This window comes from Burkholderia sp. AU45388 (genome assembly GCF_030481585.1).
In the GTDB taxonomy this organism is placed as follows: Bacteria; Pseudomonadota; Gammaproteobacteria; order Burkholderiales; family Burkholderiaceae; genus Burkholderia; species Burkholderia sola.
The window spans coordinates 36,618-61,975 of sequence record NZ_JAUJPV010000021.1; the positions used below are offsets into that span (position 1 = coordinate 36,618).

26 protein-coding genes and 1 tRNA gene are annotated in these 25,358 nt (G+C 67.1%); 20 read left to right on the forward strand and 7 right to left on the reverse strand.

The window, feature by feature from the left end; all coding sequences use genetic code 11:
- Nucleotides 1–66: 66 nt before the first annotated feature.
- A complete protein-coding gene (locus QZM72_RS26905; RefSeq protein ID WP_179233441.1) occupies nt 67–1,149 on the forward strand; it encodes an AI-2E family transporter in 1,083 nt (360 codons plus the stop codon).
- A 97-nt stretch (nt 1,150–1,246) separates the two neighbouring features.
- Here the strand turns inward: QZM72_RS26905 and purU are convergent, their stop codons facing one another.
- From purU to QZM72_RS26930, 5 genes are all read right to left on the reverse strand, one after another.
- Nucleotides 1,247–2,131: a formyltetrahydrofolate deformylase gene (purU, locus tag QZM72_RS26910; RefSeq protein WP_089468476.1), complete on the reverse strand. Its 885-nt coding sequence runs from the start codon at nt 2,129–2,131 to the stop codon at nt 1,247–1,249.
- 73 nt (nt 2,132–2,204) lie between these two features.
- Entirely contained in the window at nt 2,205–3,071 is an 867-nt protein-coding gene (locus QZM72_RS26915; protein WP_089468477.1) for a DUF4743 domain-containing protein, read from the reverse strand.
- Between the two features lie 5 nt (nt 3,072–3,076).
- Nucleotides 3,077–3,691, reverse strand: a complete 615-nt coding sequence (locus QZM72_RS26920) for a LysE family translocator (protein WP_069620289.1) — start codon at nt 3,689–3,691, stop codon at nt 3,077–3,079.
- 75 nt (nt 3,692–3,766) lie between these two features.
- Nucleotides 3,767–4,333 carry an adenine phosphoribosyltransferase gene (locus tag QZM72_RS26925; protein WP_089468479.1) on the reverse strand — a complete coding sequence of 189 codons (567 nt, stop codon included), beginning with the start codon at nt 4,331–4,333 and terminating at the stop codon, nt 3,767–3,769.
- 77 nt (nt 4,334–4,410) lie between these two features.
- Nucleotides 4,411–6,417 carry a monovalent cation:proton antiporter family protein gene (locus QZM72_RS26930; protein WP_012329236.1) on the reverse strand — a complete coding sequence of 669 codons (2,007 nt, stop codon included), beginning with the start codon at nt 6,415–6,417 and terminating at the stop codon, nt 4,411–4,413.
- A gap of 124 nt (nt 6,418–6,541) precedes the next feature.
- On the opposite strand from QZM72_RS26930, the gene kdsD reads away from it, so the two are divergent.
- The 11 genes from kdsD to QZM72_RS26985 all read left to right on the forward strand — a co-directional run bounded on the left by kdsD (nt 6,542) and on the right by QZM72_RS26985 (nt 15,783).
- The gene (gene kdsD, locus QZM72_RS26935) at nt 6,542–7,525 is read left to right on the forward strand and encodes an arabinose 5-phosphate isomerase KdsD (RefSeq protein WP_089468480.1); all 984 of its coding nucleotides are present in this window, start codon (nt 6,542–6,544) and stop codon (nt 7,523–7,525) included.
- A complete protein-coding gene (locus QZM72_RS26940; RefSeq protein WP_050014885.1) occupies nt 7,525–8,061 on the forward strand; it encodes an HAD family hydrolase in 537 nt (178 codons plus the stop codon). The genes kdsD and QZM72_RS26940 overlap by 1 nt, the downstream gene beginning before the upstream one ends.
- A 3-nt stretch (nt 8,062–8,064) precedes the next feature.
- Nucleotides 8,065–8,679: an LPS export ABC transporter periplasmic protein LptC gene (lptC, locus tag QZM72_RS26945; protein ID WP_012329238.1), complete on the forward strand. Its 615-nt coding sequence runs from the start codon at nt 8,065–8,067 to the stop codon at nt 8,677–8,679.
- A gap of 20 nt (nt 8,680–8,699) precedes the next feature.
- Nucleotides 8,700–9,365, forward strand: a complete 666-nt coding sequence (gene lptA / locus QZM72_RS26950; RefSeq protein WP_050014883.1) for a lipopolysaccharide transport periplasmic protein LptA — start codon at nt 8,700–8,702, stop codon at nt 9,363–9,365.
- A complete protein-coding gene (gene lptB / locus QZM72_RS26955) occupies nt 9,362–10,138 on the forward strand; it encodes an LPS export ABC transporter ATP-binding protein (RefSeq protein ID WP_089468481.1) in 777 nt (258 codons plus the stop codon). Before lptA ends, lptB begins: the two co-directional genes overlap by 4 nt.
- Nucleotides 10,139–10,310: 172 nt before the next feature.
- A complete protein-coding gene (locus QZM72_RS26960; protein ID WP_089468482.1) occupies nt 10,311–11,816 on the forward strand; it encodes an RNA polymerase factor sigma-54 in 1,506 nt (501 codons plus the stop codon).
- A 159-nt stretch (nt 11,817–11,975) separates the two neighbouring features.
- Nucleotides 11,976–12,335, forward strand: a complete 360-nt coding sequence (raiA, locus tag QZM72_RS26965; RefSeq protein WP_006477786.1) for a ribosome-associated translation inhibitor RaiA — start codon at nt 11,976–11,978, stop codon at nt 12,333–12,335.
- Between the two features lie 194 nt (nt 12,336–12,529).
- On the forward strand, nt 12,530–13,042 hold the full coding sequence (locus QZM72_RS26970; protein ID WP_027806888.1) for a PTS sugar transporter subunit IIA: 513 nt from the start codon (nt 12,530–12,532) through the stop codon (nt 13,040–13,042).
- A 126-nt stretch (nt 13,043–13,168) separates the two neighbouring features.
- Nucleotides 13,169–14,137 (forward strand): HPr(Ser) kinase/phosphatase, encoded by a 969-nt coding sequence (hprK, locus tag QZM72_RS26975; RefSeq protein ID WP_006483133.1) that lies wholly within the window; start codon nt 13,169–13,171, stop codon nt 14,135–14,137.
- A 74-nt stretch (nt 14,138–14,211) separates the two neighbouring features.
- Complete coding sequence (gene rapZ / locus QZM72_RS26980) at nt 14,212–15,120, forward strand: RNase adapter RapZ (protein WP_089468483.1); 909 nt, start codon at nt 14,212–14,214, stop codon at nt 15,118–15,120.
- Between the two features lie 27 nt (nt 15,121–15,147).
- Nucleotides 15,148–15,783, forward strand: a complete 636-nt coding sequence (locus tag QZM72_RS26985; RefSeq protein WP_301739646.1) for an LON peptidase substrate-binding domain-containing protein — start codon at nt 15,148–15,150, stop codon at nt 15,781–15,783.
- 123 nt (nt 15,784–15,906) lie between these two features.
- On the opposite strand, the gene mutY is transcribed toward QZM72_RS26985, so the two are convergent.
- Complete coding sequence (mutY, locus tag QZM72_RS26990) at nt 15,907–17,013, reverse strand: A/G-specific adenine glycosylase (protein WP_301739647.1); 1,107 nt, start codon at nt 17,011–17,013, stop codon at nt 15,907–15,909.
- A gap of 24 nt (nt 17,014–17,037) precedes the next feature.
- Nucleotides 17,038–17,865: a bifunctional DNA-formamidopyrimidine glycosylase/DNA-(apurinic or apyrimidinic site) lyase gene (gene mutM / locus QZM72_RS26995; protein WP_089468485.1), complete on the reverse strand. Its 828-nt coding sequence runs from the start codon at nt 17,863–17,865 to the stop codon at nt 17,038–17,040.
- 246 nt (nt 17,866–18,111) lie between these two features.
- On the opposite strand from mutM, the gene QZM72_RS27000 reads away from it, so the two are divergent.
- From QZM72_RS27000 to hisC, 8 genes are all read left to right on the forward strand, one after another.
- Nucleotides 18,112–19,935 (forward strand): tetratricopeptide repeat protein, encoded by a 1,824-nt coding sequence (locus QZM72_RS27000; RefSeq protein ID WP_301739648.1) that lies wholly within the window; start codon nt 18,112–18,114, stop codon nt 19,933–19,935.
- Nucleotides 19,935–20,555: a lipoprotein insertase outer membrane protein LolB gene (lolB, locus tag QZM72_RS27005; RefSeq protein WP_301739649.1), complete on the forward strand. Its 621-nt coding sequence runs from the start codon at nt 19,935–19,937 to the stop codon at nt 20,553–20,555. The genes QZM72_RS27000 and lolB overlap by 1 nt, the downstream gene beginning before the upstream one ends.
- 104 nt (nt 20,556–20,659) lie before the next feature.
- Nucleotides 20,660–21,538 (forward strand): 4-(cytidine 5'-diphospho)-2-C-methyl-D-erythritol kinase, encoded by an 879-nt coding sequence (gene ispE, locus QZM72_RS27010; RefSeq protein WP_301739650.1) that lies wholly within the window; start codon nt 20,660–20,662, stop codon nt 21,536–21,538.
- Nucleotides 21,539–21,593: 55 nt separating this feature from the next.
- A tRNA-Gln gene (locus QZM72_RS27015) sits at nt 21,594–21,670 on the forward strand.
- A gap of 44 nt (nt 21,671–21,714) precedes the next feature.
- Nucleotides 21,715–22,677: a ribose-phosphate pyrophosphokinase gene (locus tag QZM72_RS27020; RefSeq protein WP_089468489.1), complete on the forward strand. Its 963-nt coding sequence runs from the start codon at nt 21,715–21,717 to the stop codon at nt 22,675–22,677.
- Between the two features lie 158 nt (nt 22,678–22,835).
- Nucleotides 22,836–23,441 carry a 50S ribosomal protein L25/general stress protein Ctc gene (locus QZM72_RS27025; protein WP_011546248.1) on the forward strand — a complete coding sequence of 202 codons (606 nt, stop codon included), beginning with the start codon at nt 22,836–22,838 and terminating at the stop codon, nt 23,439–23,441.
- 120 nt (nt 23,442–23,561) lie between these two features.
- A complete protein-coding gene (gene pth / locus QZM72_RS27030; protein WP_031403074.1) occupies nt 23,562–24,161 on the forward strand; it encodes an aminoacyl-tRNA hydrolase in 600 nt (199 codons plus the stop codon).
- A gap of 115 nt (nt 24,162–24,276) precedes the next feature.
- Nucleotides 24,277–25,344 (forward strand): histidinol-phosphate transaminase, encoded by a 1,068-nt coding sequence (gene hisC, locus QZM72_RS27035; RefSeq protein ID WP_301739651.1) that lies wholly within the window; start codon nt 24,277–24,279, stop codon nt 25,342–25,344.
- Nucleotides 25,345–25,358 lie beyond the last annotated feature (14 nt).

The window sequence follows — 25,358 nt, forward strand, 5'->3', positions numbered from 1 at the left end:
GGCGCCGGGCGACCCGCGCTCTGCCGCGTGCCGCGCGGCACGACCCAGGGACAACAGGAATCCACGATGGAGAAGCAACAAGAGTCGCGCGATACGCAGAACCGCGAGCCGCACCTGCGCAGCGTGCGGCTGACGAGCGACTTGAGCCTGCCGAAGCTGTCGGCGCTCGAGATCGGCAGCTATCTCCTTGCGCTCGTCATGATGTGGCTCGTCCTCGAGCTCAAGCTGCTCGGCGGGATGCTGGCCGGCCTGCTCGTCTATCAGCTGATCCACACGATCGCACCGGTGATCGAACGCCACACCACCAGCATGCGCGCGCGCTGGGTCGCGGTCGTACTGCTGTCGATCGCGATCGTCGGCGCGCTCACCGGCCTGACGCTCGCCATCATCGAACACTTCGAGCACACGGTGCCGAACCTGCAGAGCCTGCTCGGCCAACTGATGCAGATCGTCGAGCAGACCCGCGCACGCACGCCGTCCTGGATCGCCAATCTGCTGCCCGTCGACGTCGAACAGATGAAGACGAAGGCGGCCGTGCTGATGCACTCGCACATGGACCAGCTCCAGCAAAGCGGCAAGAGCGTCGCGCGCGGCTTCGGCCACGTGCTGTTCGGGATGATCATCGGCGCGATGATCGCGATCGGCGTCGAGCAGGGCAAGGCGCGCCGGCCGCTGTCGACCGCGCTCGTCACGCGCGTGTCGCGCTTCGCCGACGCGTTTCGCCGCATCGTGTTCGCGCAGATCAAGATCTCGGCGATCAACGCGGCCTTCACCGGCATCTACCTGCTCGTCGCGCTGCCGATCTTCCATCAGCGGCTGCCGCTGTCGAAAACGCTCGTGCTCGTCACGTTCATCGTCGGCCTGCTGCCCGTGATCGGCAACCTGATCTCGAACACGCTGATCGTCGCGGTGTCGCTGTCGGTCAGCATGGGCACCGCGATCGCGTCGCTCGCGTTCCTCGTGGTCATCCACAAGCTCGAATACTTCCTGAACGCGAAGATCATCGGCGGCCAGATCGAGTCGCGCGCGTGGGAGCTGCTGCTCGCGATGCTGATTATGGAAGCCGCGTTCGGGCTGCCGGGCGTGATCGCCGCGCCGATTTTCTATGCGTACCTGAAACGCGAGCTGTACCTGCTGCGGCTGATCTGAAGCCGCCCGCTCGCCAACGGCCATAAAAAAACGCCGCGCCCGTGAATGAAGGGCGCGGCGTTTTCGTTTGCAGAGCCAGCCTGTCGCGGCCGACGGATCAGCGGAACACGACCGTCTTCGTCCCGTTCAGCACGATCCGGTGCTCGACGTGCCACTTCACCGCCCGCGCGAGCGTCACGCATTCGACGTCGCGGCCGATCGCGGTCAGCTGGTCGGGCGTCATGCTGTGGTCGACGCGCTCGACTTCCTGCTCGATGATCGGGCCTTCGTCGAGATCGGTCGTCACGTAGTGCGCGGTCGCGCCGATCAGCTTCACGCCGCGGTCGAACGCCTGGTAGTAAGGCTTCGCCCCCTTGAAGCTCGGCAGGAACGAATGGTGGATGTTGATCGCGCGCCCGGCGAGCTGCGCGCACATGTTCGGCGACAGGATCTGCATGTAGCGCGCGAGCACGACGAGATCGGCCTGATGCTCGTCGATCACTTCCAGCACGCGCGCTTCCTGCGCGGCCTTCGCGGCATCGGACGAGCCGCCGATCAGCGGGAAGTGATGGAACGGAATGTTGTAGCTCGCGGCGAGCTGGTAGAACTCCTTGTGGTTCGACACGATCGCCGGAATCTCGATCGGCAGCTGCCCGGTGCGATAGCGGAACAGCAGATCGTTCAGGCAGTGGCCGATCTTCGACACCATGATCACGACGCGCGGCTTCACGGCCGCATCGTGCAGCTCCCAGCGCATCGAGAACTGCTCGGCGAGCGGCGCGAATTCCTTGCGAAGCGTGTCGAGCGCCGACGCGGCATCCACGCCGCCGCCGTCCTGCTCGAAGTGCACGCGCATGAAGAACTCGCTGGTGCGGCTGTCGCCGAACTGCGCGGAATCGAGGATGTTGTTGCTGCGCTCGAACAGGAAGCCCGAGACCGCATGGACGATGCCGTGCCGGTCGGGGCACGACAGTTTCAAGATAAAGCTGTGATCGGTCGGCATGACCGCTACTCCCATTGTTTCCGTATTCGTCAAATTGGCCGTTCGCGCCGCACGGCGCACGTCGCTGTGCACGTCACGCAGCCGGCACGAACAGCGCGTCGATGCCGGCCGCGTCGGCCGCCGCAATCCAGCGGTGGCGCAGCAGCGTGTCGAGCGTCGCGAGGCTCGCATCCATCGTCGCACGGCCTTCGCGCAGCCAGCCGATCACCTCGGGCACGCCGGCCAGCAGGTGCTCGGCCACTTCGCCGTCCTGGTTGCGCGGCGCGAAGTCGTGCGGCAGCGGCAGGTCGTACACGAAGATCAGTTCCGACTGCGTGCCTTCCGGCAGCGCGTTCAGCACCTGCACCGTGCGGCCCGCGATCGCGCGCGCCGACAGGTCGGCCGGAATGCCGGCTTCTTCCCAGCACTCCTTCGCGAGCGTCTCGTGAACGCCCAGCCCCCAGCCGATACCGCCGGCGACGACGTTGTCGAGCATGCCGGGGTCGGTGGCCTTGGTCGCGCTGCGGCGGCCGAGCCACATCTTCGGCGTCGCCGCAGCGGTCGGCTCGCCCGGCGCAACCGCATATTCTACGATGCCGTTCACGTGCACCGCATAGGTCTGCGTGCCGAAGAAGCGCGACGCCGCGCGCTCGATGTAGGCGAGCGGCGGATCGTCGAAGCGGTTGCGGATCGCGTAGATCTCGTCGCGCCAGCCGGGAATCGCGCCTTCGGCCGCGAGCGCGCCGATCGCGCTGGCCAGCGCCATGCTGCGCGCGTCGACCGAATCGTAGCGCGCCGACAGCACGACCCGATCGGCGGTCAGTTCGAACACGTCGGGCCAGCGCGCGAGCTTCGCGACGTCCTGGCGGCGCACCCAGCCGACCGCCTGGCCGGCGATCTCGAAGCGCAGGTGCGCGGCCGGATCGAAGCGGCGCGCGGCCGCGATGCACGGAAACGTCATCGCGCTCAGTCCTTCAGCGCGACGCGGATGCCGATCGCGATGAACGTCGCGCCGGCGATCCGGTCGAGCCACACGCCGGCTTTCGGGCGGCGCTTCAGCCACGCGCCGATCATGCCCGCGCCGACGCCGAACAGCGAGAAGACCGCGGCCGTCTGCAACATGAACAGCGCGCCGAGCTCGAACATCTGGAGCGTCACGCCCTGCGCGCCGTGCGGATCGACGAACTGCGGCAGGAACACGACGAAGAACAGCGTGACCTTCGGGTTCATCAGGTTGCCGATCACGCTCTGCCGGAAAATCGTGGCGAGCGGCTGCGGCGGGCGCGCATGCGCGTTCGCGAGCCCCTGGCTGCGCAGCGCCTTGATGCCGATCCACACGAGGTACGCGGCGCCCGCGAGCTTCAGGATCTGGAACGCGACCGGCGACGAGCGCAGCACGGCCGCGACGCCGAGCGCCGCGAGCGTCGTGTGGAACAGGATTCCGGCGGTGAAGCCGAGCGCGGCGACGAAGCCGGCCGCGCGGCCCTGCGAGATGCCGCGTGCGAGGACCTGCAGGTTGTCGGGACCCGGCGCGAACGTGATCGCGATCGACGTGGCGAGAAACAGCATGAAGTTGGGCATCGTGACCTCGCTGCGGAATGTGACCCAAGCGTGAATCAAGGCAAGCCGCGACGGCCGGCCCCGACGGGCCGGCGTTCAATGGCCGGCGAATTCGGTAACGGTATAGACGGGCAGTCCGGCGTTGCGCAGCAGCGTCGAGCCGCCGAGATCGGGCAGGTCGATGATCGCCGCGCCTTCGACGACCTCCGCGCCGAGCCGCTCCAGCAGGTTGCGTCCCGCCATCATCGTGCCGCCGGTCGCGATCAGGTCGTCCATGATGATCACGCGATCGCCGGGCTTGCACGCATCTTCGTGGATCTCGACCGTCGCGCTGCCGTATTCGAGATCGTACGATTCCGAACGCGTCTTGTACGGCAGCTTGCCGACCTTGCGGATCGGCACGAAGCCGACGCTCAGCTCGTAAGCGACGATCGGCGCGATGATGAAGCCGCGCGCGTCGAGGCCCGCGACGTAATCGAGCTTCGCGTCGACATAGCGTTCGACGAACAGGTCGACGAGGATGCGCAGCGCCTTCGGGCTCTGCAGCAGCGTCGTGATGTCGCGGAACTGCACGCCCGGCTGCGGCCAGTCGGGCACCGTGCGGATCTGGCTGTGGATGAAGGCGACCGGATCGAGCGGTGCGCCCGGCGACGAATGCGGCATGAAACTCTCCGAAAAAAACGGTGCGCGAAGATCGGGCACCGTTTCTGATCAATACGGGTCGGGTCGTGAATCGCGGCTCACGCGGCCGCGGCCGGCGGGTCGCGCCGATGGCGCGACAACCGCTCCTCCGCGAGCGCGAGCGCCTCGGGCAGCCCGCGCAGCACCACGATGTCGCTCGCGCGCAGCTTGGTCTGCGGATCGGGTTCGACGCCGCGGATGCCGTGCCGGCGGATCGCCGTGACTTCCAGCCCGAGCGCGTACAGCCCGAGTTCTTCCAGCGAACGCCCGACCGCGTCCGCGCGCGCATCGACCGGCACCGATTGTAGCCGCACCTGCTCGTGATCGTCGTCGTCCGCATCGTCCGCGCCGCGGAAATAGCCGCGCAGCAGGCTGTAGCGCTCGTCGCGCATCTCCTCGACGCGCCGCACGACCTTGCGCATCGGCACGCCGACCAGCACCAGCGTGTGCGACGCGAGCATCAGGCTGCCCTCGACGATCTCCGGAATCACCTCGGTCGCGCCGGCCGCGAGCAGCTTCTCGAGATCGGCGTCGTCGACGGTACGCACGATCGCGGGCAGCGTCGGCTCCAGCTCGTGCACGTGATGCAGCACGCGCAGCGCCGACGGCGTGTTCGCATAGGTGATCGCGACGGCCGCCGCCCGGTGGATACCGGCCGCGAGCAGCGATTCGCGGCGCGCGGCGTCGCCGAACACGACCGATTCGCCGGCCGTCGCGGCCGCGCTCACACGATCGGGGTCGAGGTCGAGCGCGACGTACGAAATGCCTTCCTGCTCGAGCATGCGCGCCAGGTTCTGGCCCGCGCGGCCGTAGCCGCAGATGATCACGTGGCCGCGCTGCTTGAGGCTTTGCGTTGCGATCCGCGTCATCTGCAGCGACTGCTGCATCCATTCGGTCGACGACAGCCGCATCACGATGCGGTCCGCGTTCTGGATCAGGAACGGCGCGGCGAGCATCGACAGCAGCATCGACGCGAGAATCGCCTGCAGCAGCGTCGAATCGACGAGGTGCCGGTCGAGGATCAGGTTCAGCAGCACGAAGCCGAATTCGCCGGCCTGCGCGAGGCCGATGCCGGTGCGCATCGCGACGCCCGGCGTCGCGCCGAACAGCCGCGCGAGCCCGGCGATCATCGTCGCCTTGAACAGGATCTGCCCGACGAAGAAGCCGAGCACGATCAACGGATGCTCCCAGATCACGCGCGGATCGAGCAGCATCCCGGTCGTTACGAAGAACAGGCCGAGCAGCACGTCGCGGAACGGCTTGATGTCCTCCTCCACCTGATGGCGGAACGGCGTCTCGGAAATGAGCATCCCCGCGATGAACGCGCCGAGCGCGAGCGACAGGCCGAAGCGGTCGGTGATGAACGCGGCGCCGAGCGTGACGAGCAGCAGGTTCAGCACGAACAGCTCCTGCGAGCGGCGCCGCGCGACCACGTTGAGCCAGCGCGTCATGAAGCGCTGGCCGATGACGAGCAGCAGCGCGAGCGCGATCACGATCTTGACGGCCGCGAAGCCGAGCGTGAGCGCGAGGTCCTTCGACGATTCGGCGCCGAACGCGGCGATCACGATCAGCAGCGGCACGACCGCGAGATCCTGGAACAGCAGCACGCCGAAGATGTTGCGGCCATGCTCGGTCTCGATCTCGAGCCGCTCGGCGAGCATCTTCGACACGATCGCCGTCGACGACATCGCGAGCGCGCCGCCGAGCGCGATGCTGCCCTGCCACGTAATGTGCACCCAGTGCTCGAACAGCGCGCCGAGCACGAGCGCGAGCACGAGGGTCGCGACGACCTGCAGCAGGCCGAGCCCGAACACGAGCCGCTGCATCGACCTCAGCTTCGCCAGGGAGAATTCGAGGCCGATCGAAAACATCAGGAACACCACGCCGAATTCCGCGAGGTGCTCGGCCCGTTCGAGATCCGCCGCGACGCCGAATGCGTGCGGGCCGACCAGGATGCCGACGGTCAGGTAGCCGAGCATCGGCGGCAGGTTCAACGAGCGGAATACGACGACGCCCACCACCGAGGCCAGCAGCAGCAGCAGGGTCATTTCGAGCGGGGAAATCACAGGCGAAGCGTCCTCGTTCGTCGGGGCCACGGCAAGGCGGGCGCGGGTGGTGGCGGTGGACAGGCGGCATCGGACGAGTCCGAAGCGCGGCGCGGCGAACAAACGCCTTTGCTATACTCCGCGCATGATAGCGAAAATCAATGATGATCGGGCGCTCGCGCTCGCCCGCGACGTGCTCGACATCGAGGCGGACGCCGTGCGCGCGCTGCGCGACCAGCTCGACGGCGGCTTCGTCGAGGCCGTGTCGCTGCTGCTCGGCTGCCGCGGCCGCGTCGTGGTTTCCGGGATCGGCAAATCGGGGCATATCGCCCGCAAGATCGCGGCCACGCTGGCCAGCACCGGTACGCCGGCCTTCTTCGTCCACCCTGCCGAGGCCAGCCACGGCGACCTCGGGATGGTCACCTCCGACGACGTCTTCATCGGCATCTCCTATTCCGGCGAATCGGAAGAACTCGTCGCGATCCTGCCGCTCGTGAAGCGGATCGGCGCGAAGCTGATCGCGATCACGGGCCGTGCGGAGTCGAGCCTGGGCACGCTCGCCGACGTGCACCTGAACGCCGCGGTGTCGAAGGAAGCGTGCCCGCTGAACCTCGCGCCCACCGCGAGCACGACCGCCGCGCTCGCGCTCGGCGACGCGCTCGCCGTCGCCGTGCTCGACGCGCGCGGCTTCGGCTCGGACGATTTCGCGCGCTCGCATCCGGGCGGCGCGCTCGGCCGCCGCCTGCTCACCTACGTGCGCGACGTGATGCGCTCGGGCGACGACGTCCCGTCCGTCGGGCTCGATGCCACGCTGTCGGACGCGCTGTTCCAAATCACCGCGAAGCGCCTCGGCATGACGGCCGTGGTCGACGCCGGCGGCAAGGTCGCCGGCATCTTCACGGACGGCGACCTGCGCCGCGTGCTCGCCCGCGACGGCGACTTCCGCACGCTGCCGATCACCGAAGTCATGACGCGCAACCCACGCACGATCGCGCCGGATCACCTGGCCGTCGAGGCCGTGGAACTGATGGAGCGCCACCGGATCAACCAGATGCTGGTCGTCGATGCCGACGGCGCGCTGATCGGCGCGCTGAACATGCACGACCTGTTTTCGAAGAAGGTGATCTGATGAGCGCAGCGCTGACTGCGGCCGAACGCGCGAGCCGCGTGAAGCTGATGATTTTCGACGTCGACGGCGTGCTGACCGACGGCGGCCTGCTGTTTACCGCGGCCGGCGACGCGATGAAGTCGTTCAATTCGCTCGACGGCCACGGCGTGAAGCTGCTCGGCGAAGCCGGCATCGCGACCGCGATCATCACGGGCCGCCGCTCGGAGATCGTCGCGGCGCGCGCGAAGGAGATGAAGATCGCGCACCTGTTCCAGGGCGTCGAGAACAAGCTCGCCGTGTTCGCCGACCTGATCGCGTCGCTCGGCCTGACGGCCGACGCATGCGGCTACATGGGCGACGACTGGCCCGACCTGCCGGTGCTGCTGCGCTGCGGCTTCGCCACGGCTCCCGCGAACGCGCACCCCGAGGTGATCGCCCGCGCGCACTGGGTCGCCGAGGCCCGCGGCGGCCACGGCGCCGTGCGCGAGGTCTGCGATGCGATCCTGCGCGCGCAGCGCCGCTACGACGCGCTGCTCGCCGCCGCCTGCGGAGCCTGACCGATGAGTACGCATTTCCGTTGGACCCAGATGCTGCCGCTCGCCGCGGTCGCCGCGCTCGCGGGCGTCACCTGGTGGCTGCTGCAGGCCACGCTGCCGCCGCCCGGCGAGGGCGTCGCGCAGCCGAAGCGCCACACGCCCGATTATTTCGCGGACAACTTCTCGGTCACCGAACTCGACCAGACCGGCACGACCCAGTACCGGCTGACGGCCGCGAAGCTGGTCCATTACGAAGACACCGAAGGCAGCGACCTGACCGATCCGGCCATGCGCGCGTTCCAGCCCGGCAAGCCGGTCGTGACGACCACCGCGAAGCGCGGCACCGTCAACGGCGACGTGTCGATCGTCGATTTGTACGACGACGCGCGCATCCTGCGCGCGGCCGGCGGCGGCGATCCGCAGATGCAGGCCGATTCCCAGCATTTCCGGATCTTCGTCAATGACGATGTGATCCAGACCGAAAAGCCGGTTAAACTTCAGCGCGGCCTGTCGCTCGTCAACGCGACCGACGGCATGAAGTACAACAACGTCACCCGGGTCATCGAGCTTTACGGCAACGTGCGCGGCACGATTGCCGCCGCGGACACGTCCGGCGGCTCGAAAGGTCAACCCAAGTGACGCATCCCTCACGTGACTGCATGAACGAACCGTTCCCTCGACTGATTTCCGGCGGCGCTGCGCGCGCCGTCCGCGCCGCGCTCGCCGCGACGCTCGTGGCGCTCCCGCTCGTCGGGCTGGCGCCGCTCGCCCATGCCGAGAAGGCCGACCAGAACAAGCCGATCAACGTCGAGGCCGACAACCTGACCTACGACGATCTGAAGCAGGTCACGGTCGCGACCGGCAACGTCGTGATCACGAAGGGCACGATCATCATCAAGGGCGATCGCGTCGAAGTACGCCAGGACCCGGAAGGCTATCAGTATGCGACGTCGTTCGGCAGCGGCAAGAAGCACGCGACGTTCCGCCAGAAGCGCGAAGGCCTCGACGAATACATCGACGGCGACGCCGAACGCATCGACTACGACGGCAAGCAGGACCTGACCACGCTGACCACCGCCGCGACCGTGCGCCGCCTGCAGGGCACGTCGACGGTCGCCGACACCGTGCACGGCAGCGTGATCACGTACGACGGCCAGCGCGACTTCTACACCGCGAAGGGCGGCAAGGACGTCGCGGCGCCGGGCAACCCGAACGGCCGCGTGCGCGCGATGCTGTCGCCGAAGAACGGCGGCCCCGCGCCGCTGAACGGCGCGCCGGCCAAGCTGTCGCCGTCGACCACGATCCAGGGAGCACCGGGCCAATGAACGCGCTCCCGAACCGCCAGCCGGCCGGCACGACGAGCTCGCTCGTCGTCCGCAACCTGAAGAAGCGCTACGGCTCGCGCACGGTCGTCAAGGACGTGTCGCTCGACGTGAAGAGCGGCGAAGTCGTCGGCCTGCTCGGCCCGAACGGCGCCGGCAAGACCACGTCGTTCTACATGATCGTCGGCCTCGTGCCGACGGACGCGGGCGAAATCTCGCTGAACGGCAGCTCGATCGGCCTGCTGCCGATCCACAAGCGCGCGTCGCTCGGCCTGTCGTACCTGCCGCAGGAAGCGTCCGTGTTCCGCAAGCTGACCGTCGAGCAAAACATCCGCGCGGTGCTCGAGCTGCAGTACGGCGAAGACGGCAAGCGACTGTCGAAGGATGCGATCTCGTCGCGCACCGAAGCGCTGCTCGACGAGTTGCAGATCGGCCACCTGCGCGAGAACCCCGCGCTGTCGCTGTCGGGCGGCGAACGACGCCGCGTCGAAATCGCGCGCGCCCTCGCGACCAACCCGAGCTTCATCCTGCTCGACGAACCGTTCGCCGGCGTCGACCCGATCGCGGTGCTCGAGATCCAGAAAATCGTCAAGTTCCTGAAACAGCGCAACATCGGCGTGCTGATCACGGACCACAACGTCCGCGAAACGCTCGGCATCTGCGACCACGCGTACATCATCAGCGACGGGTCGGTGCTGGCCGCCGGCGCGCCGAGCGAAATCATCGAAAACGAAAGCGTGCGCCGCGTGTACCTCGGCGAACACTTCCGCATGTAACGCCCTCCTCGTGGCTGGCTGCACCCCGCCCGGCATCGCCGCGCGGGGCTGCGCCCCGCTTTGCATCCACGCCCGCGGCCCTGCCCGCGGCCGGGCGGCGCGCCGCGCGTAATCGCGGATGGCTCAATGCGCCTGGGTCGTGGCAAACTGCCGGTATGACTCCCTCCTTGCCATGAAAGCCAGCCTTCAACTCCGCCTGTCGCAACATCTTGCGCTGACGCCCCAGCTGCAGCAGTCGATCCGGCTCCTGCAGTTGTCGACGCTCGAATTGCAGCAGGAAGTCGCGATGGCCGTCGCGCAGAACCCGCTGCTCGAGAACGACGACGAATGGATCGCGAGCCCGCTGCGCGTCGCGGCCGACGGATCGCTGATCGCGCAGACGCCGCCCGCCTCGAACACCGAACCCGCCGCGGCCAACGGCAGCAGTACGTCCAGCGATCGCGCGGAGCGCGACGAGCCGGCCGGCGCCGACGAATACGACGGTTACGGCTCCGCCGACGGCAACGACGGCCCGCAGTGGAACCTCGACGAATACGGCCGCTCGAGCGGCGCGTCCGACGACGACGACTTGCCGCCGCTGCAGGTGCAGGAAGCCGCGACGTCGCTGCGCGACCACCTGTCCGCGCAGTTGCGCGTCACGCAGGCCGGCCCGCGCGATCGCGCGCTCGTGATGTTCCTGATCGAATCGCTCGACGACGACGGCTACCTGACCGCCACGCTCGACGAAGTGCTCGCCGACCTGCCGCCCGAACTCGAAATCGACTGCGACGAACTGAACGCGGCGCTCGCGCTGCTGCACAGCTTCGACCCGGCCGGCGTCGGCGCCCGCTCGGCCTCCGAATGCCTGAAGCTCCAGCTGCTGCGCCTCGATCCGTCCCCCACGCGCACGCTCGCGCTCGAGATCGTGTCGCAGCATCTCGAACTGCTCGCCGCACGCGACTTCACACGGTTGCGCAAGCACCTGAAGGCGAGCGACGACGCGCTGCGCGACGCGCATGCGCTGATCCGCTCGCTGGAGCCGTTCCCCGGCGCCGCATACGGCAAGGCCGAGGCCGACTACGTCGTGCCCGACATCATCGTGAAGAAGGCCGGCCAGGGATGGCTCGCGGAGCTCAATCCGGAGGTCGTGCCGCGCCTGCGGATCAACAACCTGTACGCGAACATCCTGCGCAACAGCCGCGGCGATCCGTCGGCCGGATCGCTGAAGCAGCAGCTCCAGGAAGCACGCTGGTTGATCAAGAACATCCAGCAGCGTTTCGAGACGATCCTGCGTGTCGCGCAGGCTATTGTCGAGCGTCAGAAGAATTTCTTTGCGCACGGTGAAATTGCCATGCGCCCCTTGGTTTTGCGGGAAATAGCTGATACGCTGGGCCTACACGAGTCGACTGTCAGCCGTGTGACAACCGGGAAGTACATGCTGACCCCGTTCGGGACGCTGGAATTTAAGTACTTCTTCGGATCTCACGTCTCGACCGACACCGGTGGCGCCGCCTCGTCGACCGCCATCCGAGCCCTCATCAAGCAACTGATAGGAGCTGAAGACCCAAAATCGCCACTTTCGGACAGCCGCATTGCCGAGCTGCTGGCAGAACAGGGTTTCGTGGTCGCGCGCCGCACGGTTGCGAAATATCGCGAAGCCCTCAAGATCCCGGCAGTGAATCTGCGCAAGTCTCTTTAAGCCTGCTGCCTGCCCGGCGGCAGGCGTGTCCCGACCACCGCGCACACGGGGAACAGGCCGGGCGACCTGTCCGCGATACGCCGCCTTTCCGCGGCATGGGCAAGTCGACCGGAGCGCCGCCTCGATGCGGCCGGGTGGTCACTCGCTTGGAGAAGCACTATGAACCTGAAGATCAGTGGACATCATCTCGAAGTCACGCCTGCCATTCGCGAATACGTGATCACCAAGCTGGACCGGGTGCTACGGCATAGCGATCAGGTGATCGATGGCACTGTGATCCTCTCGGTCGACAACCACAAGGAAAAGGACAAGCAGCAGCGCGCGGAAATCAACCTGCACCTGAAGGGCAAGGACATCTTCGTCGAAAGCGCGAACGGCAACCTGTATGCCGCGATCGATCTGTTGATCGACAAGCTGGATCGCCAGGTCGTCAAGCACATGGAGCGCCTGCAAACGCACGCGCACGACCCGATCAAGCTGCAGCCGTCGATCGACCAGATCGAACTGCCGCCGCAATAACCGTCACAGCAACACGCACGCCGCCCGGTTCGCCGGGCGTTTTTTTTGCCACGCCGAGCGCAGGTGCCACCGGTCCGTCCGTGCTGCGCCACGCACGCGGCTGTGCTCTATAATGTTCCGGTTATCGCCGGGGGGTGTTGGATGCGGTAGCGGCGTTGCAGGTTGCCATGCCACATGCCTTGATATCGCCGAACATGGAAAATCAGTCCGCCGCCGCAAGGAGACCCCAGGCCGCCCAATCGCCTGCCAACATGAATCGCCTAGCCAAAATCCTGCCCATAGAGAACGTCGTCATCGACCTCTCGGTCACCAGCAAGAAACGCGTCTTCGAACAAGCCGGGCTGATGTTCGAGAATCAGAACGGCATCGGCCGCAGCACCGTCACGGACAACCTGTTCGCGCGCGAGCGCCTCGGTTCGACCGGGCTCGGCGAAGGTGTCGCGATTCCGCACGGCCGCATCAAGGGCCTCAAGCATCCGCTCGCCGCGTTCGTCCGCCTCGCCGATGCGATCCCGTTCGAAGCGCCCGACGGTCAGCCTGTCGGTCTCCTGATCTTCCTGCTCGTCCCCGAGCAAGCCACCCAGCAGCACCTCGAGATCCTGTCGGAAATCGCGCAACTGCTGTCCGACCGCGACGCACGCGAGCGTCTGCACAACGAAACGGATATCGCCGAGTTGCATCGCCTGCTCACTCAGTGGCAACCTTGAGTTGTTCCGGGCGGAATATTTCCCCGTACGAGGCGGCACGCGCCGCCCAGGGCCGCCCGGCGCCGGCCCGGCATGGCGACGTCCGTCGCCGCGCGCCCGCACCGGCCCATTGGAGTGACGAGAGTCATGGATACGTCCAGCATCAACGCCCAGAGCATCTTCGACGACAACGCAGCGACGCTGAAACTGAGCTGGCTGACGGGGCATGAAGGCTGGGAGCGCGGCTTTTCGGCCGACACGGTCGGTAACGCAACGTCGAGCGCCGACCTCGTCGGCCACCTGAACCTGATCCACCCGAACCGGATCCAGGTGCTCGGCGAAGCCGAAATCGACTACTACCAGCGCCAGACCGACGAAGACCGCTCGCGCCACATGGCCGAGCTGATCGCACTCGAACCTCCGTTTCTCGTCGTCGCCGGCGGCGCCGCGGCGCCGCCCGAACTGGTGCTGCGCTGCACGCGCTCGTCCACGCCGCTGTTCACGACGCCGATGTCGGCCGCCGCGGTGATCGACAGCCTGCGGCTCTACATGTCGCGCATCCTCGCGCCGCGCGCGACGCTGCACGGCGTGTTTCTCGACATCCTCGGGATGGGCGTGCTGCTGACCGGCGATTCCGGCCTCGGCAAGAGCGAGCTCGGCCTCGAGCTGATCAGCCGCGGCCACGGCCTCGTCGCCGACGACGCGGTCGATTTCGTCCGTCTTGGCCCCGATTTCGTCGAAGGCCGCTGCCCGCCGCTGCTGCAGAACCTGCTCGAAGTGCGCGGCCTCGGCCTGCTCGACATCAAGACGATCTTCGGCGAAACCGCGGTGCGACGAAAAATGAAGCTGAAGCTGATCGTCCAGCTCGTGCGTCGCCCCGACGGCGAATTCCAGCGCCTGCCGCTCGAAAGCCAGACCGTCGACGTGCTCGGTTTGCCGATCAGCAAGGTCACGATCCAGGTCGCGGCCGGCCGCAACCTCGCGGTGCTCGTCGAGGCGGCCGTCCGGAACACGATCCTGCAGTTGCGCGGAATCGACACGTTGCGCGATTTCATGGATCGGCAACGACTCGCGATGCAGGATCCCGACAGTCAGTTCCCCGGCAAACTGGTGTAACCCGCACGCGCCGGCCGCGCAACGCCGACGCGTCGAGCCGGTGCTATGATGAAACGTCAGGATTCTCCGTTCCCATGCGCATCGTCCTCATCACCGGCATCTCCGGCTCAGGCAAGTCCGTCGCGCTGAACGCGCTCGAGGACGCAGGCTATTACTGCGTCGACAACCTGCCGCCGCACGTGCTTCCCGAACTCGCCCGCTACCTCGAGCAGGACGGCCAGCGCCGGCTCGCGGTTGCGATCGACGCGCGCTCGAGCGCATCGCTCGACGAAATGCCCGGCCTGATCCGCGAGCTGTCCCGCGAGCACGACGTGCGCGTGCTGTTCCTCAACGCGAGCACCCAGGCGCTGATCCAGCGCTTCTCCGAAACGCGCCGCCGCCATCCGTTGTCCGGCTCGCTGTCGCACGATGCGGACGTCGGCCTGCTGTCGTCGCTCGAGGAAGCGATCGAGCGCGAGCGCGAGCTTGTCGCGCCGCTCGCCGAATTCGGCCACCAGATCGATACCAGCACGCTGCGCGCGAACGCGCTGCGCACCTGGGTCAAGCGCTTCATCGAGCAAAAGAACAACGACCTGATGGTGATGTTCGAATCGTTCGGCTTCAAGCGCGGCGTGCCGCTCGACGCCGACCTGATGTTCGACGTGCGCGCGCTGCCGAATCCGTACTACGACCACGAGTTGCGCCCGCTCACCGGGCTCGACCAGCCGGTCATCGCCTTTCTCGACGCACTGCCGATCGTCCACCAGATGATCGACGACATCCATGCGTTCCTGATGAAATGGCTGCCGCACTTCCGCGACGACAACCGCAGCTACCTGACCGTCGCCATCGGCTGCACGGGCGGCCAGCATCGCTCGGTGTTCATCGCGGAAACGCTCGCCGCGCGCCTGGCGCGCGAGGCGAACGTGATCGTGCGGCATCGTGACGCGCCCGTGGATGTCGACGCGTCGTCGCGGCTCGTCTCCGAGGTCGACCGACCCTAGCGACACCCGCCCCCACGCCCGCGCGCCATGTCCTCCCTATCGACCACCCTGATCGACCTGCCGCTGTTTCCGCTGCACACGGTGCTGTTTCCTGGAGGGCTGCTCCCGCTCAAGGTGTTCGAGGCGCGCTATCTCGACATGTCGCGCGCCTGCCTGCGCGACGACGCACCGTTCGGCGTGTGCCTGCTCAAGAGCGGGCCCGAAGTCGCGCAGGACGGCGCGGTGTCGGTGCCCGAAACCATCGGCTGCATGGCGCGCATCGCCGAGTGCGATACCGGCGAATTCGGGATGCTGTATCTGCAGGCGGTCGGCACGCAGCGTTTCGAGCTGCTGTCGTATCGCGTCGAAGGCAACGGGCTGCTGGTCGGCATCGCGGAGCCGCTGCCCGACGACATTCCGCTCGAAGGCGAACAGGCGCTCGCGCAGTTCGGCTCGTGCGCCGAGGTGCTCGAACGCATCATCGATGCGCTGAAAAAATCCGATCCGCAGAAAATGCCGTTCGGCGAACCGTTCCGCCTCGACGATCCGAGTTGGGTATCGAATCGCCTCGCGGAACTGCTGCCGCTCGACCTGCGCGCGCGGCAGAAGCTGATGGAGTTTCCGGACGTCGGCGCGCGCATCGACGCCGTGCACCACGTGCTCGACCGGCACGGCTGGCTGTAGCGACCGCGCACCGATCCGCCGCGAGTCGCGCGTCGCGCCCGCCCGAAGGCCATTCCTTCCTGCGGGCGACAACGCGGCGCCTTCGCGAACGCGGCCCGCGCCGCGCCCTTTCTTCCCCGCTCGTTACAGCAACGGCCCGCTCAGCGCATCGAGCAGCTTGCGCACGGGCGCCGGCACGCCGTACGCGTCGAGCCGGCTCAGCGGCACCCATGCGGTGTCCGCGTCCCGCGCCTGCGACGGCAGGCCGCCGCCGTCGGCCACATCGCTCAGCCGCGGCTCGATCTCGAGCCGGAAATGCGTGAACGTATGCGTGAGCGGCGCAAGCGGCACCGTGCCGCCGCCGCCGAAACCGCGCGCGAGATCGGCGAGCGCGGCATCGCCGTCCGCTTGCGGCAGGCTCCACAGGCCGCCCCAGATGCCGGTCGGCGGCCGTCGCTCGAGCAGCACGGCGTCGCCGTCGCGCAGCACGAGCATCCAGGTCTTGCGCGTCGGCACGGCCTTCTTCGGCCGGGCGGCCGGCAGTTCGCGCTGCCGGCCGGTCGATTGCGCGACGCAGTCGCCCGCGAACGGGCAGCGCGCGCAGTCGGGCTTGCCGCGCACGCACAGCGTCGCGCCCAGATCCATGAGCCCCTGCGTATACGCGCTCACGTCGGCCGCGTTCGCGGCATCGGGCAGCAGCGATTCGGCGAGCGCCCACATGTCGTTCTCGACCCGCTTCTCGCCCGGAAAGCCCTCGACGCCGAATACCCGCGCGAGCACGCGCTTCACGTTGCCGTCGAGGATCGTCGCGCGCGCGCCGTACGCAAACGACGCGATCGCGGCGGCCGTCGAGCGGCCGATGCCGGGCAGTTCGGCCAATGCGTCGGGCGTCGCCGGAAACGCGCCGCCGTGCTCGGCGACGACGACCTGCGCGCAGCGGTGCAGGTTGCGCGCGCGCGAGTAGTAGCCGAGCCCCGCCCATAGCGCCATCACGTCGTCGGCCGGCGCGGCCGCGAGCGCGGCGACGTCGGGGTAGCGGTCGAGAAAACGCGTGTAATACGGAATGACGGTCGACACCTGCGTCTGCTGGAGCATGATTTCCGACAGCCAGATCCGGTACGGATCGCGGGTGTTCTGCCACGGCAGGTCATGGCGGCCATGCTCGCGCTGCCACGCGACGAGACGCGTGGCGAACGTGCGGTGCAGCGGCGTGACGGGGAACGGAGCGGGGGCGATGCGGGGCGGCTTCAAGTTATCTGATCGGGGAAAAGGGTTTCAACGCTGGCACGTCGGGCAAAAATAGGTCGACCGCTGGCCCTGCACGATCTGGCGGATCGGCGTGCCGCATACGCGGCAAGGCTGGCCGGCACGATCGTAGACGAAGCAGTCGAGCTGGAAGTAGCCGCTTTCGCCGTTGCTGCCGACGAAATCGCGCAACGTGCTGCCGCCGCGCTCGATCGCGTCGGCGAGCGTCGCGCGCACCGCATCGGCCAGCCGCTCGTAGCGCGGCAGCGAAACCTTGCCGGCGGCCGTCGTCGGCCGGATGCCGGCGCGAAACAGGCTCTCCGACGCATAGATGTTGCCGACGCCGACGACCATGTCGCCCGCGAGCAGCGCCTGCTTGACCGACACCGTGCGGCCGCGCGTGCGCGCATGCAGCAGAGCGCCGGTGAACGCCGGCGAGAACGGCTCGACGCCGAGGCTCGCGAGCAGCGGATGCGCATGCACGTCACCGGCTTCGCGCGGGTGCCACAGCACGGCGCCGAAGCGGCGCGGATCGCGGAAGCGCAGCACGAATTCGTCGAAGATCCAGTCGATGTGGTCGTGCTTCGCGGCGATCGGCACGCCGGCCGCGGGCAGCACGCGCAGCGTGCCCGTCATCCCGAGATGGACGATGAACCAGCCCGCATCGACTTCGAACAGCAGGTACTTGCCGCGGCGCTCGACGGCGAGCACCTCGCGCGCGCGCAATTGCTCGGCGAGCCCGGCCGGCACGGGCCAGCGCAGCATCGCGGTACGGACGTCGACACGCTCGACGCGGCGGCCCGCGACAAAGGGCTCGATGCCCCGGCGCGTGACTTCGACTTCTGGCAACTCTGGCATGTTTTGCGGGTCTGAGGCTACGGTCTGCTTACATAGGGAACGCGCATGCGCCGCCGCGAGAACGGCCGTTCTCGCGGCGGCCCCGAATTAAACACGGGAATGCCCGAAATCGCTCGCCTGGCAGCACGCGAGGCGGGCGATTTCGGGCATTCGCATGGGGGTTCCACAGGTAAACGGACCCTATCACGATCGTGCGTGTATTGTAGCGAGCGCGTTACAATCGGTTGAAACATCGAACGGATTTCCATGACCCTGCCCTCGAAGCTGCTTCAGGAGCGCCCCGCCGCCGTGCGCGGCGCGCGCGCCTTCCCGGTCCGCCGTGCACTCGGTGCCGCGCTGTTTGCCGCCTGGACCCTCACCGCCTTTCCGGCCCACGCGCAGAATCCGGCATCGGACGACGCGGAGCCGCAGGGTGCGTTCGAGCACGTGTTGCCGGACGAGCAGAAGAATCTCCCCGGCGTGCCGCTGACGAGCCAGATCGTCTACCAGGTGCTCGCCGCCGAGGTCGCGCTCCAGCGCAACCAGCCGGCGCCGGCGTACCAGACTTACCTCGCGCTGGCCCGCGACACGCGCGATCCGCGCATGGCGCAGCGCGCGACCGAAATCGCGCTCGGCGCGCAGAGCCCGGCCGACGCGCTGTCCGCCGCGAACCTGTGGCGTCAGTACGCACCGGATTCGAACCGCGCGTCGCAGGTCGACGCCGCGCTGCTGGTGCTCGCCGGCAAGCCGGCCGACGCGCAGCCGATGCTCGCGCGCGAGCTGGCCCGCGCGACCGGCGACACGCGCGGCCCGGCGATCCTCGCGCTGCAGGCGCTGCTCGTGCGCGGCCCCGACCGCGTCGGCGGCCTCGCGGTGCTGAAGGACATGCTGAAGAACGACATGAACCGCCCCGAGGCGCAGCTCGCGATCGCGCGGCAGCAGCTCGCGGTCGACGACAAGGAAGGCGCCGCGCAATCGCTGAAGCAGGCGCTGCAGATCCGCCCCGACTACCTGCCGGCGGCGCTGATGCTGTCGCAGATGGGGCCGGCGGAACGCGCGGCGGGCATCGCGTCGTTCGAGAAGTATGTTCAGCAGAATCCGAAGTCGCGCGACGCACGGCTCGCGCTGTCGCAGCTCTATCTCGCCGACGATCGCCTCGACGACGCGCAGAAGCAGTTCGAGACGATGCGCAAGCTCGACGCGAAGGATCCGACGCCGCTGATGGCGCTCGCGCTGATCAAGATCCAGCAGAAGAAACTCGACGAGGCGACCGGCTACCTGAAGCAATACGTGCAGCTCGCCGACAAGCAGCCGAACCTCGACGTCGGCCAGGGCTACATCTACCTCGCGCAGATCGCGATCGACCAGAACAACGACGCGCAGGCGTCGCAATGGCTCGACAAGGTCGACCAGACGAGCCAGCACTACCTGCCCGCGCAGATCACGCGTGCGCAGCTGCTGCAGAAACAGGGCAAGACCGACGAGGCGCGCAAGGTGCTCGACAACCTGCCGATCTCGGATCCGCGCGACGCGGCCGTGGTGGCGCGCACCGATGCGTCGATCCTGTTCACCGCGAAGCGCTATCCGGAAGCGGAGGCGCGGCTCGGGCAGGCCGTCCAGGACTTCCCGGACGATCCCGACCTGCGCTACGACTACGCGATGGCGGCCGAAAAGACCGGCCACTACGCGACGATGGAAAAGCAGTTGCGCGAGCTGATCCGTACGCAGCCCGACAACCCGCAGGCCTACAACGCGCTCGGCTATTCGCTCGCCGACCGCAACCAGCGCCTGCCGGAGGCCAGCAAGCTGATCGACAAGGCGATGGCGCTCGCGCCGAACGACGCGTACATCATGGACAGCCTCGGCTGGGTGAAGTACCGGATGGGCGACACGGCCGGCGCGAGGAAGGTGCTGCAGCGTGCATACGAACTGCAGCCGAACGCCGAAATCGGCGCGCATCTCGGCGAAGTGCTGTGGAAGAGCGGCGCGCAGGACGACGCGCGCAACGCGTGGCGTGCCGCACAGAAGCTCGAGCCCGACAACGAAACGCTCGTGCAGACGCTCAAACGCCTGCAGATCAACGGCCTCTGATGCGGATGTTCCCGATGTTTTCCCTGTCCTCCCGCGCGCGGCGCACGCTGGCCGCGGCCGGCGCGGCGCTCGCGCTCGCCGGCTGCGCGAGCACGCCGCCGTCGGCCAACGCGCCGACGGGCGCCGTGCTGCAGACGGCGGCGGCGCATGCGTACCACGGCCGCTTCGCGGTGCGGTACGACGATCGTCTCGGCAACCCGCAGAACGTGTACGGCAACTTCGACTGGCAGGAGCACGGCGACGACGTGTCGCTCGAACTGCGCAGCCCGCTCGGCCAGACGCTCGCGGTCGTGAAATCGACGCCGCGCGCGGCGTCGCTCGAATTGCCGAACCGCCCGACCCAATATGCGCCCGACGTCGGCGACCTGATGCAGAAAACGCTCGGCTTCGAGCTGCCGCTCGCGGGCCTGCGCTACTGGCTGCTGCCGACCGCCGCGCCCGCGACGCCCGCCGAAACCGTGCGCGACCCGGCCGACGGCACGCGCATCAAGCAGTTGCGCCAGGACGGCTGGACGATCGACTACCTTGCCTACGCGGATGCCCCGGCCACGGGCGTCAAACGCGTCAACCTCGTGCGCGCCACGCCGCCGCTCGACATCAAGCTCGTGCTCGATCAGTAAGGGGCAGCGCTGCATGAGCGTTTTTTTGTTTCCGGCGGTGCCTAGCCGCCGCCACACTCCTTACGCCATTGTCTAAAGGAGTATTCTCTTTGAGCAGTTCCGTCATGGATTCGACCCGCTCGCTGCGCAACTGCCTGGCGCCCGCGAAACTCAACCTGTTCCTGCACATCACCGGCCGCCGCCCGAACGGCTATCACGATCTGCAGAGCGTATTCCAGCTGCTGAACTGGGGCGACACGCTGCACTTCACGCGGCGCGACGACGGCCGCGTCGCACGCGTCACCGACGTGCCGGGCGTGCCCGAGGAAAGCGATCTCGTCGTGCGCGCGGCGAACCTGCTGAAAGCGCATACGGGCACCGCGCACGGCGTCGACATCGAGATCGACAAGATCCTGCCGATGGGCGCCGGGCTCGGCGGCGGCAGCTCCGACGCGGCGACGACGCTGCTCGCGCTGAACCGCCTGTGGCAACTCGATTTGCCGCGCGCCGAACTCCAGGCGCTCGCGGTCAAACTCGGCGCCGACGTCCCGTTTTTTATTTTTGGAAAAAATGCGTTCGCGGAGGGTATCGGAGAAGAATTAGCTGAGGTACAATTGCCGACTCGCTGGTTCTTGGTTGTGACGCCACGCGTTCATGTCCCGACCGCTGAAATATTTTCAGATGAGTTGTTGACAAGAAATACGAAGCCCGTCACAATTGCTGACTTTCTTGCACAGCAAACCAGCGATACGGGATGGCCAGATAGCTTCGGTCGGAACGATATGCAGGAAGTTGTAACAAGGAAGTACGCGGAAGTTGCGCAGGCGGTCAAATGGTTGTATGATGTGACCCCCGTGAGGATGACCGGCTCCGGAGCAAGCGTGTTTGCGGCGTTTCACAGCAAGCACGAGGCAGAAGCGGCGAAAGCCAAGCTGCCCGCCAGTTGGAATGGCGCAGTTGCCGAGAGTCTGAACGAGCATCCGCTCTTCGCTTTCGCGTCATGAAGTTTTACTTTGCCGAACGGCCTGCACAAGTTCGGTGAAGTTATCAGTTAAGTGTAGGGGAGTCGCCAAGTTGGTCAAGGCACCGGATTTTGATTCCGGCATGCGAGGGTTCGAGTCCTTCCTCCCCTGCCAAAAATTTTCCCGCATTTCCCGCCCAAGCCTGAAGCAGGTGCACGATGAGCAGCCACAGCCATGATGGCCTGATGGTCTTTACTGGCAACGCGAATCCCGCGCTCGCCCAGGAAGTCGTCAGTATCCTTGGTATTCCCCTCGGCAAAGCGATGGTCAGCCGTTTCTCCGACGGCGAAATCCAGGTCGAGATCCAGGAAAACGTGCGCGGCAAGGACGTCTTCGTCCTGCAATCCACGTGCGCACCGGCGAACGACAATCTGATGGAACTGATGATCATGGTCGATGCGCTCAAGCGCGCATCCGCAGGCCGGATCACCGCTGCCATCCCCTACTTCGGCTATGCGCGTCAGGATCGCCGCCCGCGTTCGGCGCGCGTCGCGATCTCGGCGAAGGTCGTCGCGAACATGCTGGAAATCGCCGGCGTCGAGCGGATCATCACGATGGATCTGCACGCCGACCAGATTCAGGGCTTCTTCGACATCCCGGTCGACAACATCTACGCGACGCCGATCCTGCTGGGCGACGTGCGCAAGCAGAACTACTCGGATCTGCTCGTCGTGTCGCCGGACGTCGGCGGCGTGGTGCGTGCCCGGGCGCTCGCGAAGCAGCTCAACTGCGATCTCGCGATCATCGACAAGCGTCGTCCGAAGGCGAACGTCGCCGAAGTGATGAACATCATCGGTGAAGTCGAAGGCCGCACCTGCGTGATCATGGACGACATGGTCGATACGGCAGGTACGCTCTGCAAGGCTGCACAAGTGCTGAAGGCGCGCGGTGCGAAGCAGGTGTTCGCGTACGCGACGCACCCGGTCCTGTCGGGCGGCGCCGCCGAGCGTATCGCCGCATCGGAACTCGACGAGCTGGTCGTTACCGATACGATTCCGCTGTCGGCCGAATCGCTGGCATGCTCGAAGATCCGCTCGCTGACGAGCGCGAGCCTGCTGGCCGAGACGTTCTCGCGGATCCGCCGCGGCGATTCGGTGATGTCGCTGTTCGCGGAATCCTGATCGCGAATCGACGGAACAAAGCATGCGCGAAAAGCGAAGCGGCAACGCTTCGCTTTTTGCACAATCGGACGGGATAGACGAAACCCCGGCCGTTTCATCGGGGGCCGCTTGATGGCCCCGTTTTACTGCCTGGTCGCGGGCAGCACATGGAGAATCACATGAAAGTCGTCGCTTTCGAGCGCCAACAGCAAGGTACGGGTGCGAGCCGCCGCCTGCGCAACGCCGGTAAGACCACGGGTATCGTCTACGGTGGCGAAGCAGCCCCGCAAAAGATCGAACTGGATCACAACGCGCTGTGGCATGCACTGAAGAAGGAAGCCTTCCACTCGTCGATCCTCGACCTGGAAGTCGCTGGCCAGTCGCAACAGGTTCTGCTGCGCGACGTGCAATACCACCCGTTCAAGCAACTCGTGCTGCACGTGGACTTCCAGCGCGTCGACGCGAAGAAGAAGCTGCACACGAAGGCACCGCTGCACTTCCTGAACGCGGAAGTCAGCCCGGCCGTGAAGCTGTCGAGCGCGATCGTCTCGCACGTCGCGACGGAAATCGAAATCGAGTGCCTGCCGGCTGACCTGCCGGAGTTCCTCGAAGTCGACCTGTCGAAGATCGAAGCCGGTCAATCGCTGCACGCGAAGGACATCGCGCTGCCGAAGGGCGTCGCGCTGGTCGCGCACGTCGACGCGGAAAACCCGGTCATCGCTTCGGCGACGGTCCCGGCGGGTGCCGTGTCGGACGCAGCAGAAGGCGAAACGCCGGCTGCCTAAGCGGCTGCCTGCACGCCCCATCGATCCGTTTCACGAAACGGTCGACGCAACCCGCCGCGGCTTGCCCGGCGGGTTTTTCTTTTTCTGCGCCCAGGCGGCAGCCGCCGCCTTCGAAACGTCATGATCAAACTGATCGTCGGCCTCGGCAATCCCGGGGCGGAATACACCGCGACGCGCCACAACGCCGGTTTCTGGCTGATCGACCAGCTCGCTCGCGAAGCCGGCACGACGCTGCGCGACGAACGCCGCTTCCACGGCTTCTACGCGAAAGCGCGCCTGCACGGCGAAGAAGTGCATCTGCTCGAGCCGCAGACCTACATGAACCGCTCCGGCCAGTCGGTCGTCGCGCTCGCGCAATTCTTCAAGATCCTGCCCGACCAGATCCTCGTCGCGCACGACGAGCTCGACCTGCCGCCCGGCACCGTGAAGCTGAAGCTCGGCGGCGGCAGCGGCGGCCACAACGGCCTGAAGGACATCACCGCGCACCTGTCGTCGCAGCAATACTGGCGGCTGCGGATCGGCATCGGCCATCCGCGCGACCTGATTCCGGAAAGCGCGCGCGCCGGCGCGAAGCCCGACGTCGCGAACTTCGTGCTGAAACCGCCGCGCCGCGAGGAACAGGACGTGATCGACGCATCGATCGAACGCGCGCTCGCCGTGATGCCGATGGTCGTCAAGGGCGAACTCGACCGCGCGACGATGCAGCTGCATCGCAGCTGACCGCACCGCGCACGGGTCGGTGCATCGGCCATCCGGCCAACCCGGCGGCCTCGCCCGCCCCACCGCGACGCGCACATGCGGTAATCTGGGCGTTTTGCCCGACAGGAGCCAAGCGGTGAGCCGTTACTGGAGCGACGTCGTTCAGCAATTGGTGCCTTACGTGCCGGGCGAACAGCCCGCGCTCGCGCACCCCGTCAAGCTGAACACCAACGAGAATCCCTATCCGCCGTCGCCGCGCGTCGTCGCGGCGATCGCACGCGAACTCGGCGACACCGGCGACACGCTGCGCCGCTATCCCGACCCGCTCGCACGCGCGCTGCGCGAGACGGTCGCGGCCCATCACCGCATCCAGCCCGAACAGGTGTTCGTCGGCAACGGCTCCGACGAGGTGCTCGCGCATGCGTTCCAGGCGCTGCTCAAGCACGACCGGCCGCTGCGCTTTCCCGACATCACGTACAGCTTCTATCCGACCTACGCGCGCCTGTACGGCGTCGAGACCACGGTCGTGCCGCTCGCGGACGATTTCTCGATCCGCGTCGACGACTATCTCGACGACGCCGGCGGCGTGCTGTTTCCGAACCCGAACGCGCCGACCGGGCGCGCGCTGCCGCTCGCGGACGTCGAGCGGATCGCGGCCGCGAATCCGTCGTCGGTCGTCGTGATCGACGAAGCGTACGTCGATTTCGGCGCGCAGTCGGCGATTACGCTGATCGACCGCCATCCGAACCTGCTCGTCGTGCATACGACGTCGAAGGCGCGCTCGCTCGCGGGCATGCGCGTCGGCTTCGCGTTCGGCGATGCGGCGCTGATCGACGCGCTGAACCGCGTGAAGGACAGCTTCAATTCGTATCCGCTCGACCGGCTCGCGCAGGTCGCCGCGCAGGCCGCGTATGAAGACACCGATTATTTCAACGCCACCTGCCGGCGCGTGATCGACAGCCGGGCGCGGCTCACGCATGCGCTCGCCGCGCTCGGCTTCGAGATCGTGCCGTCGGCCGCGAATTTCGTGTTCGCGCGCCATCCGGCGCACGACGCGGGCGCGATCGCGGCGAAGCTGAAGGAACGGGAAATTTTCGTGCGGCACTTCCGGCTGCCGCGGATCGACCAGCATCTGCGCATCACCGTCGGCACCGATGCCGAATGCGATGCGCTCGTCGCGGCGTTGCGCGAGCTGCTGGGCTGATATGGAAGAACCGG

Coding starts and splice junctions, on each gene's coding strand:
- QZM72_RS26940 (WP_050014885.1), top strand. CDS start 7,525: ATGAGCGCAGCGCTGACTGCGGCCGAACGCGCGAGCCGCGTGAAGCTG.
- lolB (WP_301739649.1), top strand. CDS start 19,935: ATGCGGATGTTCCCGATGTTTTCCCTGTCCTCCCGCGCGCGGCGCACG.
- QZM72_RS27025 (WP_011546248.1), top strand. CDS start 22,836: ATGAAAGTCGTCGCTTTCGAGCGCCAACAGCAAGGTACGGGTGCGAGC.
- pth (WP_031403074.1), top strand. CDS start 23,562: ATGATCAAACTGATCGTCGGCCTCGGCAATCCCGGGGCGGAATACACC.
- QZM72_RS26925 (WP_089468479.1), bottom strand. CDS start 4,333: ATGCCGCATTCGTCGCCGGGCGCACCGCTCGATCCGGTCGCCTTCATC.
- QZM72_RS26985 (WP_301739646.1), top strand. CDS start 15,148: ATGTCCTCCCTATCGACCACCCTGATCGACCTGCCGCTGTTTCCGCTG.
- rapZ (WP_089468483.1), top strand. CDS start 14,212: ATGCGCATCGTCCTCATCACCGGCATCTCCGGCTCAGGCAAGTCCGTC.
- QZM72_RS26970 (WP_027806888.1), top strand. CDS start 12,530: ATGGAAAATCAGTCCGCCGCCGCAAGGAGACCCCAGGCCGCCCAATCG.
- QZM72_RS26920 (WP_069620289.1), bottom strand. CDS start 3,691: ATGCCCAACTTCATGCTGTTTCTCGCCACGTCGATCGCGATCACGTTC.
- raiA (WP_006477786.1), top strand. CDS start 11,976: ATGAACCTGAAGATCAGTGGACATCATCTCGAAGTCACGCCTGCCATT.
- hprK (WP_006483133.1), top strand. CDS start 13,169: ATGGATACGTCCAGCATCAACGCCCAGAGCATCTTCGACGACAACGCA.
- QZM72_RS26905 (WP_179233441.1), top strand. CDS start 67: ATGGAGAAGCAACAAGAGTCGCGCGATACGCAGAACCGCGAGCCGCAC.
- lptA (WP_050014883.1), top strand. CDS start 8,700: ATGAACGAACCGTTCCCTCGACTGATTTCCGGCGGCGCTGCGCGCGCC.
- QZM72_RS27020 (WP_089468489.1), top strand. CDS start 21,715: ATGAGCAGCCACAGCCATGATGGCCTGATGGTCTTTACTGGCAACGCG.
- purU (WP_089468476.1), bottom strand. CDS start 2,131: ATGCCGACCGATCACAGCTTTATCTTGAAACTGTCGTGCCCCGACCGG.
- ispE (WP_301739650.1), top strand. CDS start 20,660: ATGGATTCGACCCGCTCGCTGCGCAACTGCCTGGCGCCCGCGAAACTC.
- mutM (WP_089468485.1), bottom strand. CDS start 17,865: ATGCCAGAGTTGCCAGAAGTCGAAGTCACGCGCCGGGGCATCGAGCCC.
- lptB (WP_089468481.1), top strand. CDS start 9,362: ATGAACGCGCTCCCGAACCGCCAGCCGGCCGGCACGACGAGCTCGCTC.
- lptC (WP_012329238.1), top strand. CDS start 8,065: ATGAGTACGCATTTCCGTTGGACCCAGATGCTGCCGCTCGCCGCGGTC.
- QZM72_RS26960 (WP_089468482.1), top strand. CDS start 10,311: ATGAAAGCCAGCCTTCAACTCCGCCTGTCGCAACATCTTGCGCTGACG.
- QZM72_RS26915 (WP_089468477.1), bottom strand. CDS start 3,071: ATGACGTTTCCGTGCATCGCGGCCGCGCGCCGCTTCGATCCGGCCGCG.
- QZM72_RS27000 (WP_301739648.1), top strand. CDS start 18,112: ATGACCCTGCCCTCGAAGCTGCTTCAGGAGCGCCCCGCCGCCGTGCGC.
- kdsD (WP_089468480.1), top strand. CDS start 6,542: ATGATAGCGAAAATCAATGATGATCGGGCGCTCGCGCTCGCCCGCGAC.